We start from the raw sequence: 11365 nt of genomic DNA, 5'->3' as shown, positions 1-11365 counted from the left end.
ACAGAAACTTACTTTGTCTGTAGGTGACTGTTGCTTAGATAAAAAACATGCCCATGAAAGGATTATTTGATTTAAAAGAAGTCGCCACGTATTTCTTCCGCAAGAAAGACCCAAATCGTAAGACAAATTTTAACCTCCGTGCCATGCACACCATCAACAAGATTTCGATCCTGATGTTTTTGGCAGCCATGGTTTACTTTGTTATCAAGCATTGGTAATTCATTTGGATGAATATTGAGGACTTTCGGGCATATTGCCTGAGCAAACCTGCCACATCCGAAGCGCTGCCCTTTGATGAGGATACCTTGGTCTTTAAGGTTTGCGGAAAAATGTTCGCTCTTTGCAGCATTTCAAATTTTGCTAAAGGTATAGCCCTTAAATGTGACCCGGAAAAGGCTATTGCCCTGCGTGAACAGTACACACACGTGCTGCCCGGTTATCACATGAATAAATTACACTGGAACACAGTTTTGCCCGAAGCCGGACTGTCTGACTCGCTTCTGCAACAATGGATAGACGACTCCTATACCTTAGTGCTCGCCAAGCTGCCTAAGGCGATAAGGCTTCAAGCAGGTCTTTAAATATAATGTCCGTTGTGAGCAAATAACCTCTCCATAGCTTCACTTTTTATTTAAGTGAATCCAAGAAAATGTCGGAGCCTGAAAAATTTTTAAATAAAATTTTTCAGGCTCTACCTCATCAAAATTAGTGCAATCCTGCATATAAACGCATTCTGTTGGCAAGCATACCTGCATGTTGATGCGGTTTCATTGGAAAAAATGCAAAATGCAGCTTTAAAGTCTTGTAAAACGGGAATAGTCTAAGCTCATCATAGGAGAACGGAGCAACATATATTAAATTATATATGTATATTAAGTTTATTTTTCGCCCAAAATACTACGTCTCACTATGCAATTAGAACGCCAATTATGCATGATTGCCATTCGCAACGAATGGCAGAAAGCTAGTCTGAACATCATCCTAACAAACAGTTTATTGATTAATGGTTACGAAGAGTTTTTCAAAAAGAATGACTTGACGGCACAACAGTACAATATCCTGCGAATCCTCCGAGACCAATTCCCCAAACCTATTTCTACATCCGTGCTGCGAAACTACATGCTCGACAAAATGTCGGACACCTCCCGGCTCGTCAGTCGCTTGAAAACGAAAGGTCTGGTCGATGTAGATCGTAATTCAAGCGACAAACGACTGGTCAATATTCTTGTATCAGATAAAGGCCTTAAACTGTTGGGTCTTATTGATCTGGAGTTATACAAACTAGATAATTTAATGCAGGGACTCTCAGAGGAAGAGGCGGTTCAGTTAAGCAACCTGCTCGAGAAAGCCCGAATGTCTATTAAAACGGCCGATGCCCGATTGATCAAAGAAATTCAAGAGGTATAACAACAGAGGCGGCTCTCACGAGGCCGCCTCTTCTTTTTAGTGGAAATGAAATCAGTTTCTACTGATCAGTAGATTTCTGAATATTCAGTTTGGCAGGTATAGTTTCTGCGGCATCGGCAAAGGGCGAGAGAATAAGGTCGGCATCTGTTTCTTTTAAACGGGCCGCGTCAACTGAGCGGTGGGCGGTGACAGCGATAATGCCTTGGTAGCCGCTGGCTTTCAAATACCTGATCAGCGCAATGTTAGCCCGAACATCCCCGAGACTGCTAATAACGAACCGGGTTGTGTTCAGCGGGAGCCGGGCAGGCATTTCAGGGTCTTCCACATCACCATACAATGCTGCTATACCTTGCTGCTGCCAAAACCTAACCTGCTGCGGATCGAAATCGACGCCGATCATTTTTATGTTCTCCCTCTGCAGCGTCAATGCAATATTGCCACCGTAACGACCCAAACCAAAAAGCACGACATCCACTTGTGCCGGGATAGCCTCGTCGCCATGCTCTTCCCGGAAAGGGACACGCCGCTCGAACACATGCAAAAAGGGAGCCACCAGATCGTACAGTTGATGGGAGTAGAGGATCATATAGGTAGATAGGCCAATGGTAATGAGACCTACCAACGTAATAAGCCCTACAGAACTTTCCTGAATATGCCCCATGCTTAGCCCCATGGCTGCGAAAATCAAAGAAAACTCACTGATTTGAGCAACGGTTAGCCCAGCCAGAAAACTAGTTCGCTTGCGGTAACCCATCACCCCCATGATGGCTACTACTATCAGAGGGTTTCCTACCAGTACAAAAACTGAAAAAATGAGTGAGGGTCCAATTTGCTCTCCCAGCAGGCTCAAATTCAGCTGCGAACCCAGGTTGATGAAAAAAAAGAGCAGCAGAAAGTCACGCAGGCTCACCAGGCGACCACTAATTATCTCTCGGTAGGGGGTAGATGCTAGTGACACACCCGCCAGAAATGCGCCGACCTCACGGCTGAAATCCAGGTAATCGCATGCTGATGCCACTGCCACCGCCCAGGAGATAGAAAACAAGACCAGAAGTTCCTGAGAGTGAGCAAGAAAATTGACGAGACGAGGCAGAATGAAGCGCATCAACAAGCCAATGACGGCCACGATGGCACTGCCTGTGAGCAAAACCTGTAAGATACTCACCATAGGAAAAGAACCTGCCTTGGCATCCAGCGCAGACAAAACGATCATCAGCAACACGACCACGATGTCCTGCACAATCAGGAAGCCGATGGCGATCTGGCCATGCAAAGAATCGATTTCGTTCTTGTCGGAAAGTAGTTTGACGATGATAATGGTACTGGAGAAGGTAAGGGCAATGGCAATGTAGAGAGAGGTAACGTGGTCATACCCTAGCGCAATACCAAGGATATAACCCAGGACAGATGTGAAAACAACCTGACCCAGGCCTGTCATCAGGGCGATTGCGCCGGTGGAGCGTATGAGTTTTAGATCCAGTTTGAGCCCTACCACAAAAAGCAACAGCGCTATACCCAGGTCGGCCAGTAAATGCACCATTTGGGAGGAGGAGACCAAGTTAAGCGCAGAAGGCCCGACTAAAATACCGAGGGCAATAAACATGACAATGAGGGGCTGACGAAGCAGCAGCCCAATACCCCCTAAGATGGCAGCGATGGCCAGTATAATGGACAGCTCAAAAAAAGGATTGTTGAGAACATGATCCATCGGGGTATTATTGATTGGGAAGGATTAGTATGGGTACTTTGGGCTGGGCCGCCAGATCGTCTGCAATGTTTTGGGAAAAGAAATCCTCCCAAATGCTTCGTCGGTCGGGAAACAACACGATTAAATCGGTACGTTTCTGTGCCATATGATCTTTCAGTCCAGCCAGCGTATCCGTTTCAGCCATCGAACTGATGGAGTGAGGAAATTCCAGTAAATATTGCCAGTTGGCTGTGTCGGTGCATATTTCTGTAATATTGTGGATTTGCCTTCCGTCCTGTGTCATAATCAAGAAATGCAGCGTGGCGTTATAACTGCTAGCCAGTCGTTCCAGAACTTTGACGCCTGGCCTATAGGACTGTGCCTTATGCTGCAGCAAAATGGTAACACGTTTAAACCCATCAAAGACAAAAAAAGAAGGTATAATGAGCAGCGGCACCGTCGTCAATCTCATCAGTTCCTGTGTGCTACTGCCCAGCAGAATTTTTCGTAGGCTGGTGCTACCCCGACTACCCATCACCACCAGGTCAATTTTCTCTCTGTATATCACCTCCAGCATAGATTCGGCAAACGGAGTGGGAACCACCACTGTTTTATAGTGGATCTCCCCGTGTCGCATATTCAGAATATCGAGCAAATGTTGACATTCTTCCCGCAGCTTCTCGAGGTTTTTTTGTTCTTCTTCCCGGTATAGCGATTGGAATAAATTTTCTGGGGAGTTGGCTGGCACTGGAGGTTTGGCCATGGCATGCACAAAGATAACCTGGCTACCGAAGCGCTGCGCTAGCCGCATGGCGACCAAAGTGGCATTGTAGCCATCCATGGAAAAGTCGGTGGGAGCAAGTATACGGAGCATACAGGTATAGCTTATAATAGCTATACGGCAACAGACACGATTATTGTTGACCCATATAAACCAAAAGCCGCCAGGTTGGGGACCCGAGCGGCTTTCAGAAAAGTTAGTGGTAAGATGGAAATACTTATACCACCACGTTGATGATTTTGTTAGGGACTATAATAATTTTCTTTGGTGCTTTTCCTTCAAAAAATTTCGTTACCTGTTCATCGGCCAATACAGTCTTTTCCATGTCATCTCGTGCTGCGTCTGTAGCAAAGGTCAGCTTAGCGCGTACCTTACCGTTTACCGAGACAGGATAGTCAAATGTATTCTCCACCAGGAACTTTTCATCCCAGGCCGGAAAGGGTGCGAAGGTAATGCTTTCACTGTGACCTAGCTTTTCCCAAAGCTCTTCCGCTATATGCGGTGCATAGGGTGCCAACGCGATGGTCAATGGCTCAAGAATAGCACGCTTACTGGTTTTCAGCGCTGTTAACTCATTTACGCAGATCATAAAAGTAGACACCGAGGTATTGAACGAAAAGCGCTCGATGTCTTCCTCTACCTTTTTGATGGTCTTATGCAATGTTTTCAGTTCTGCTGCTGTTGGCGCCTCGTCGGTCACGGCAAAATGACCGTCACTGCTATGGAAGAGATTCCAGAAGCGCTTCAGGAATTTTGTCACACCGTCCATGCCGTTCGTGTTCCAGGGTTTGAACTGCTCCAAAGGGCCAAGGAACATTTCGTACATGCGCAGTGTATCCGCACCGTTACGCTCTACCAGTATATCCGGGTTCACTACGTTGTACTTAGACTTCGACATCTTTTCGATCTCTACACCGCAGGTATACTTGCCATCTTCCAGAATAAATTCCGCCTTGGCGTTCTCCGGTCTCCAGGCTTTGAAAGCTTCCAGGTCCAGTTCGTCGTTCTCCACGATGTTTACATCCACATGCAGCGGAGTAGTGTCATAATCTTTGCGCAGGCCATAGGAAACATAGGTATTAGTATCCTTCACACGGTATACAAAGTTGGATCGCCCTTGGATCATACCCTGGTTGATGAGTTTTTTGAACGGCTCTTGCTCCACCACCAACTCCAAGTCGAACATAAACTTGTTCCAGAAGCGGGAGTAGAGGAGGTGACCGGTGGCGTGCTCAGCACCTCCCATGTAGAGGTCCACATTGCGCCAGTACGCCACCTTATCTTTATCGGCGAAGGCCTGATTGTTTTGCGGATCCATGTAGCGGTACCAGTACCAGCTTGAGCCGGCCCAACCAGGCATGGTGCTCAGTTCGTACTCATATTGCCCCTGATACTTCCAATCCACTGCACGCCCTAAAGGCGGCTCACCTGTCTCAGTTGGCAGGTAGGCGTCTATCTTGGGTAACTCCAGTGGCAGCTCGCTTTCGTTGAGCAGGTGTGGTATACCGTCTTTGAAGTAAACAGGAACCGGCTCGCCCCAATAACGCTGGCGGCTGAAAACGGCGTCGCGCATACGGTACTGCGTGCGGCCTTTGCCAACCCCTAGTTCTTCGGCCTTGGCTATACCTGCTTTTATCGCGTCTTTCACTTCCAGGCCGTTCAGGAAGCCGGAGTTGATGATTTTGCCTTCTTTTCCGGCATAAGCCTCTTCTTCCAGATTACCGCCCGCCACTACTTCTTTTATAGGCAAGTTAAAGTGCTTGGCGAAAGCATAGTCACGGGAGTCATGTCCCGGAACAGCCATGACAGCGCCTGTGCCGTAACCCGCCAGCACATAGTCAGCTATCCAGATCGGCACACGCTCTTCAGAAAGCGGATTGACAGCGTAGGCCCCTGTAAAGACACCGCTTACGGTTTTCACATCAGTCATGCGCTCACGCTCCGAACGGTTTTTAGCCACGTTTACGTAAGCTTCCACCTCTGCACGTTGCTCGTCTGTTGTAATTTGTGCAACCAACTCATGTTCGGGGGCCAGTACAACAAAGGAAGCTCCGAATATGGTATCAATGCGGGTGGTGAAGACCTTAATCTTCTCAGATGCAGCACCTTCCACGGCAAAGTCAAGTTCGGCACCGACCGATTTGCCAATCCAGTTGCGCTGCATTTCCTTCACTGGCTCAGGCCAGTCAATGGTGTCGAGTCCCTGCAAAAGGCGTTCGGCATAAGCCGTGATGCGCATCATCCACTGGCGCATGAGTTTGCGCTCAACCGGGTAACCGCCACGCTCAGACTGTCCGTCTTTTACTTCGTCGTTGGCCAATACGGTACCCAGGGCAGGACACCAGTTTACCACGGCATCCGCCACATAAGTCAGTCTGTAGTGGAGGAGGACTTGGGCTTTCTCCTGCTCGTTCATGGCTTTCCAGTCTTCAGCAGTAAAAGCAGGCGTGTCTTCGTCGCAGGCAGCGTTGATTTTTGCATTGCCGTTAGTCTCAAAGGCTGCGATTAGCTTGTCAATGGGCTCGGCCTTATCGGTTGTGTAATTATAATAGCTGTTAAACAGCTGCATAAAGATCCACTGTGTCCACTTGTAATAGCCAGGGTCAGAGGTTCGCACTTCGCGCTCCCATTCGTAGGAGAAGCCAATATTCTTCAGCTGCTCGATGTAGCGGGCAATGTTCTGCTCGGTCGTGATAGCCGGATGCTGCCCCGTCTGAATGGCGTATTGCTCGGCTGGCAGACCAAATGCGTCAAAACCCATGGGGTGCAGCACATTAAACCCTTTAGAGCGTTTGTAGCGGCTCACGATATCAGAGGCGATATAGCCGAGTGGGTGTCCTACGTGCAGACCCGCACCAGAAGGGTAGGGGAACATGTCCAACACATAATACTTTGGCTTATCGGTGCTTTCGGTCGCTTTAAACGTCTGGTTTTCTTCCCAGTAACGCTGCCACTTCTTCTCAATCTGATTGAAATTATACTCTGACATGGTTTCTCGTGTATTCGCTTGCTCTAAATCAAGCTGCTAAGATACTTGATAATTGTTAAATGGTTAAATGGTTGTAGGGTTAAATTGCTACATGGTAAACGGTTGTTGGTTAGCTTTTAAATTTCAGGTGAAGGAGTATCATACGCTATACCGCTTGACATCAGTAACATGTTTTCCTTCTCACGTGTAGCTCCTGCAGCGCATAGTTCAACAATTAACAATTTAACCATTTAACAATTAGTGTCTACCTTTGTAAGCTGAAGCAACACAGAAACAAGATGGAAAAATATGACCTGCTGGATGTTCCGCACCTGATTTATGTGATGGACCCGATGTGCTCCTGGTGCTATGGCTTTGCGCCGGTATTGCACCGTCTTAAAAAAGAACAGGAAGGCAAACTCAATTTCAAACTGGTGCTGGGTGGTTTGCGTCCGGGTACAACTGAACCAATGGATGAGCAGATGAAAGCAGCTGTGCAGCAGCATTGGCAGGAAGTTGAAAAAGCGACAGGCCAGGCGTTCGATTTCGGATTCTTTGAGCGAGAAAGTTTTGTTTACGATACCGAGCCCGCTTGCCGTGCTGTTGTGACCATGCGCTACCTGCAGGCAGACAAGGAACTGGAAATGGCCGAAGAGGTACAACGCGCTTTTTATGCCCGCAACAATGACGTAACCAAAGCGGCGGTATTGGCTGAGATCGCCTTTAAACTAGGTATAGAGGAGGACGCCTTTCTGGAGAAATTCAACTCAGATGAAATGAAGGAGAAGACGAAGCAGGACTTCCAGATCGCCCGTCATCTGCAGGCCGATGCCTTTCCCAGCGTATACCTGCTTACCGGGCACCATGTTAACTTGCTTAGTCGTGGCTATCGTTTGTACGATGCACTAAAGGCCAGATTGGAAGAGGCCCTGAAAGGCAGTCAACCGTCATAAAGCCACTTTTAAAAAAACAGCCAATACAAATTGTTGGCTGTTTTTTTTATACCTGCCTGGCAGATTACGTACAAATCAAGGTCTGATCTATACCTTAATCATCAAGACTTGAAAACCGCAGTCTGCCATGTCACCAAAAGGCAACTTCCACTTAACCAGCTGGTTTTAGGTGCCGCTATCCGTCGGCCTATTTTTAAACTGATACAGGCAGATTACCCTGACTTTACAGACGAGTCTTATGTAGCGGTTGGAAACCTGAATGTATATCGCAAGAAATACTTAGAGCAACTCCTGGAAAAGGAAATGGGCGAGATCACGGTGCTGGAAAAGGAGGTGCTCGACAGTATTCAGGAAAACGAGCTGCTGTCCACCAACATAGAGTCGGACATACTGGAGAACCTGCCCCTGGGTGACCGAATGGCCGACCGGATTGCCTCATTTGGTGGCAGCTGGATCTTTATAATGGCTTTTTTTGGCTTTATCCTGCTTTGGGTGCTAGTAAACGTATACTTGCTGGCCACCCTCCCCTTCGACCCCTATCCCTTCATCCTGCTCAACCTGATTCTGTCTTGTTTAGCGGCTATACAGGCGCCCATCATCATGATGAGCCAAAACCGTAAAGAGGCAAAAGACCGGCAGCGATCCGAGTATGATTATAAAGTAAACCTAAAGGCAGAACTGGAAATCAGGTTACTGCACGAAAAGATCGACCACCTGATCGTTCACCAAAACCAGCGCCTGCTTGAAATACAACAGATACAGGTCGATTTGATGGAGGATATTCTGAATCATTCCAGAAAGTAAGTGAAGCGCGCAAGTGCTATACCTGCTTCGAAAGCAACGTAACTAAAGGATTCTTTCCATCCCAAAGTCCATTACTCTCTTTAGGTATGAAGCGGGCAAAGAGTTCTTCGCTGTACCACTTCTCGGCGCGGGTTCGTTTAATGACTTCCTGATGCAAATTTCCCCGATAGGCATAGGCTTTCATAGCATCCATAGACTCCCATACACTGAAAGTGGCCTGCCGTATCAAGGGTAATTCCCCTAACCCGATCGAGCAGATCAAGCCCTGAGCCGTATCCAATGCTTTGCTTACTTGGGGGGTAAAACGCCAAAACTGCGGCAAGGCTTTCCAGTTAATGGATGCGCGGGTGAGCACAGCCACAGGTCCAACGTAGGGCGTTTCAGATAGTTGCGGGGTGAAGGGCTGTTTGCCATCCCAAAGCCCATGTGCCTGGGTAGGGAGCAACTTAACGGTCCAGATCTCATAGGTATGCAGGCGATATTCGAGCATGAGTTCCGAACGCTCCAGAAATTCATCGGCCGCTTCTTCGCTCTCCCAGGTACACAGCAGGCCATACCTTCTAAAATTAGGCTGTATGCTAAACCCTTTGCCTTTGCCGCTACCCAGTAATTTATAAAATAGTAGACCTGGCACCTGGTCGTGTGCGGCACCTTTTGTCCCCATCTGAGCCAGTCCCCAGCGGATATGCCCTTTCCGGAAACCAAAAAGCGTCAGGGTGGTCAGTTGGTCAGTACGGGGTTTAGTAGTTTGCAAAGTATTGATATGTAAAAGGTGCTACTGCTTGGGCAATTTACGAAACGCTCCTTGCAAAAACACCTGCCAAACCCAATTGTTTGGCAGGTGTTCAGGTTTATTTTGTGATGCCGTATACCTACAAATTGATTTTCTTATTCTCGCCCGGATCGTAGCTTTCGCCAGTCAGACTGGCTTTCACGAATCCGATCAACTGTGTTACAGCACTGTTTGGAGAGTCCCAATATTCGGCTTTATCTATGTCTACTTTTATAAGCCCAATGTTCGGATCATCTTTCCCCCCCGGGAACCAAGCCTTAAGGACAGGCGACCACAATTCATCTATTTTGGCTTTGTCCTTGGAGAGGGTAGCTCTTCCGGATACCGATACATACATGTTGTCAGAAGGCTTGGAGTAGCTCAGGTTCACATGCGAATCGTGTTTGATCTCGTGGGATTTGCCCGACTCGTAACCTGTGAAGAACCAAATCACGCCATCTTCTCCTAGTTTCTGGGTGCTCATCGGGCGGCTTCTCAGACTTCCATCGTCATCAACCGTGGTCATCATCGTGAAGTCTATGTCCTCTATCAGCTCAATCAGTTTTTGCAGATTCTCTTTTCGTTCGTTATTCATAGTGATATGTTGTAAATTGGATTTGTAATTGAGTACGGGCGCTTCAGCCAAAGAGTTTGTCAGCCCATACCTGATCGAAGTTAGAACCATTCCATCAGCAAGATGTTTGGACGAATACGCAAATAACCCGAATCAATTTGAACTACCTGGCCCATACCTTTCTATCAGGCAACGACGAAGAGCTTCTGATTGGCAATTTTATAGCAGATGCCGTGAAGGGGAAACAGGCTGAACGTTACGCACCGGGTATAGCCCGTGGCATAAAGCTGCACCGCCTGATTGATACCTACACGGATACGCACCCGGTGGTGGCGGAAACGAAAGCCCGACTGCGGCCGCTCTACAGAAAATATGCGCCCGTGGTAGCTGACTTGTACTTCGACCATTTTCTGGCTAGCCGTTTTGATGAGTTTTCGAGTGAGCCGCTGGCAGAATATACCAACCGTGTCTATACCTTGATCAGCGGGCATTTTGATGTGCTGCCTGAGCGTGTGCAGTATTTCTTTCCTTACATGATGAAGCAGAATTGGCTGCTATCGTACGCCGAGGTTTCAGGTATAGGGCAGGCCCTGGGAGGACTCAGCAGAAGGACTAGCTTTGAATCGGGGATGGATACGGCAGGAGAGGAGCTACTCAACAATTACAGCATGTATAATCGCGATTTTTCCATTTTCTTCCCGGAGCTGATGGCCTATGTAGACGAAACTATTCTATTACTTGACTGACAGGTATAGCGTAATAAAACAGAAAAGGAGCCGCTATACCTGCGGCTCCTTTTCTGTTTTATAAAAATGTGATGCTTAATGGTGGTGTACGCCGCCTTCGCCGTGAACGTGGCCATGGTCAAGCTCTTCGGCCGTAGCTTCGCGCACTTTCTCTACTTTGCCTTTGAAGAAAAGCTCTTTGCCAGCCAGTGGATGATTGAAGTCCATCAGCACAGTATTCTCTCTCAGTTCTGCCACACGGCCCTGGAGTTGGTTGCCTTCGCTGTCAGACATTGGGATAAAATTGCCCACTTCCAGCATGTTCTCAGGTATACCGCCTTCTACTTCAAATACGCTCATCGGCAGTTCTACCACAGCGTTCTGGTCAAAATCGCCGTATCCAGCCTCAGATGCCAGCTTAAAGTCGAATTCGTCGCCAGCGCTCTTTCCATCCAGGTTCTCTTCAAACTGCTCCGGAAGGCCGCTCATGCCATAGATGAACACCATCGGATTTTCTTCATTCGCTATTTCTACGAGGGTTTGCTCACTGTTTTCGTTTTGGATACGAAGCTCATAAGAGAGCGTCACCACTCTGTTTTTCTCGATTTTCATGTTAATTTTTTTGTTTTGATAGCAGAAAGGTAGAAAGATAAACCGGAGAAGCATAACCCGACCGGCATTTTTTCCAGTACCC

At 47.7% G+C, this 11365-nt stretch carries 12 protein-coding genes; 6 read left to right on the top strand and 6 right to left on the bottom strand.

The window, feature by feature from the left end:
* Positions 1-53 precede the first annotated feature (53 nt).
* From H9Q13_RS03605 to H9Q13_RS03595, 3 genes are all read left to right on the top strand, one after another.
* Positions 54-218 carry a DUF6728 family protein gene (locus H9Q13_RS03605; RefSeq protein ID WP_191182368.1) on the top strand — a complete coding sequence of 55 codons (165 nt, stop codon included), beginning with the start codon at positions 54-56 and terminating at the stop codon, positions 216-218.
* A gap of 9 nt (positions 219-227) precedes the next feature.
* Complete coding sequence (locus H9Q13_RS03600; RefSeq protein ID WP_191182367.1) at positions 228-581, top strand: MmcQ/YjbR family DNA-binding protein; 354 nt, start codon at positions 228-230, stop codon at positions 579-581.
* Between the two features lie 328 nt (positions 582-909).
* Positions 910-1407: a MarR family winged helix-turn-helix transcriptional regulator gene (locus H9Q13_RS03595; protein ID WP_191182366.1), complete on the top strand. Its 498-nt coding sequence runs from the start codon at positions 910-912 to the stop codon at positions 1405-1407.
* A 58-nt stretch (positions 1408-1465) separates the two neighbouring features.
* On the opposite strand, the gene H9Q13_RS03590 is transcribed toward H9Q13_RS03595, so the two are convergent.
* The 3 genes from H9Q13_RS03590 to leuS form a co-directional block, all read right to left on the bottom strand.
* Positions 1466-3115, bottom strand: a complete 1650-nt coding sequence (locus H9Q13_RS03590) for a cation:proton antiporter (protein WP_191182365.1) — start codon at positions 3113-3115, stop codon at positions 1466-1468.
* A 7-nt stretch (positions 3116-3122) separates the two neighbouring features.
* Entirely contained in the window at positions 3123-3968 is an 846-nt protein-coding gene (locus tag H9Q13_RS03585; RefSeq protein WP_191182364.1) for a universal stress protein, read from the bottom strand.
* Between the two features lie 124 nt (positions 3969-4092).
* On the bottom strand, positions 4093-6864 hold the full coding sequence (gene leuS / locus H9Q13_RS03580) for a leucine--tRNA ligase (RefSeq protein WP_191182363.1): 2772 nt from the start codon (positions 6862-6864) through the stop codon (positions 4093-4095).
* A gap of 278 nt (positions 6865-7142) precedes the next feature.
* Between leuS and H9Q13_RS03575 the strand changes: the two genes are divergently transcribed.
* Positions 7143-7796, top strand: a complete 654-nt coding sequence (locus H9Q13_RS03575) for a DsbA family protein (protein WP_191182362.1) — start codon at positions 7143-7145, stop codon at positions 7794-7796.
* A gap of 108 nt (positions 7797-7904) precedes the next feature.
* Entirely contained in the window at positions 7905-8600 is a 696-nt protein-coding gene (locus H9Q13_RS03570; RefSeq protein ID WP_191182361.1) for a DUF1003 domain-containing protein, read from the top strand.
* 16 nt (positions 8601-8616) lie between these two features.
* Here the strand turns inward: H9Q13_RS03570 and H9Q13_RS03565 are convergent, their stop codons facing one another.
* Positions 8617-9354 (bottom strand): spheroidene monooxygenase, encoded by a 738-nt coding sequence (locus H9Q13_RS03565; RefSeq protein WP_191182360.1) that lies wholly within the window; start codon positions 9352-9354, stop codon positions 8617-8619.
* 118 nt (positions 9355-9472) lie between these two features.
* Entirely contained in the window at positions 9473-9967 is a 495-nt protein-coding gene (locus H9Q13_RS03560) for a pyridoxamine 5'-phosphate oxidase family protein (RefSeq protein ID WP_191182359.1), read from the bottom strand.
* 137 nt (positions 9968-10104) lie between these two features.
* Between H9Q13_RS03560 and H9Q13_RS03555 the strand changes: the two genes are divergently transcribed.
* Entirely contained in the window at positions 10105-10692 is a 588-nt protein-coding gene (locus H9Q13_RS03555) for an acyl carrier protein phosphodiesterase (RefSeq protein WP_191182358.1), read from the top strand.
* 75 nt (positions 10693-10767) lie between these two features.
* Here H9Q13_RS03555 and H9Q13_RS03550 read toward each other — a convergent pair whose 3' ends face one another.
* Positions 10768-11283, bottom strand: coding sequence for an FKBP-type peptidyl-prolyl cis-trans isomerase (locus H9Q13_RS03550; protein WP_191182357.1), 516 nt, complete (start codon positions 11281-11283; stop codon positions 10768-10770).
* Positions 11284-11365 lie beyond the last annotated feature (82 nt).

The sequence above is a fragment of the Pontibacter aquaedesilientis genome, assembly GCF_014773225.1.
GTDB classification, from domain to species: Bacteria; Bacteroidota; Bacteroidia; order Cytophagales; family Hymenobacteraceae; genus Pontibacter; species Pontibacter aquaedesilientis.
Note: the sequence above shows the minus strand (reverse complement) of the source record. Positions and strands in the feature narration are given on the sequence as shown.

Coding starts and splice junctions, on each gene's coding strand:
- H9Q13_RS03605 (WP_191182368.1), top strand. CDS start 54: ATGAAAGGATTATTTGATTTAAAAGAAGTCGCCACGTATTTCTTCCGC.
- H9Q13_RS03600 (WP_191182367.1), top strand. CDS start 228: ATGAATATTGAGGACTTTCGGGCATATTGCCTGAGCAAACCTGCCACA.
- H9Q13_RS03595 (WP_191182366.1), top strand. CDS start 910: ATGCAATTAGAACGCCAATTATGCATGATTGCCATTCGCAACGAATGG.
- H9Q13_RS03590 (WP_191182365.1), bottom strand. CDS start 3,115: ATGGATCATGTTCTCAACAATCCTTTTTTTGAGCTGTCCATTATACTG.
- H9Q13_RS03585 (WP_191182364.1), bottom strand. CDS start 3,968: ATGCTCCGTATACTTGCTCCCACCGACTTTTCCATGGATGGCTACAAT.
- leuS (WP_191182363.1), bottom strand. CDS start 6,864: ATGTCAGAGTATAATTTCAATCAGATTGAGAAGAAGTGGCAGCGTTAC.
- H9Q13_RS03575 (WP_191182362.1), top strand. CDS start 7,143: ATGGAAAAATATGACCTGCTGGATGTTCCGCACCTGATTTATGTGATG.
- H9Q13_RS03560 (WP_191182359.1), bottom strand. CDS start 9,967: ATGAATAACGAACGAAAAGAGAATCTGCAAAAACTGATTGAGCTGATA.
- H9Q13_RS03550 (WP_191182357.1), bottom strand. CDS start 11,283: ATGAAAATCGAGAAAAACAGAGTGGTGACGCTCTCTTATGAGCTTCGT.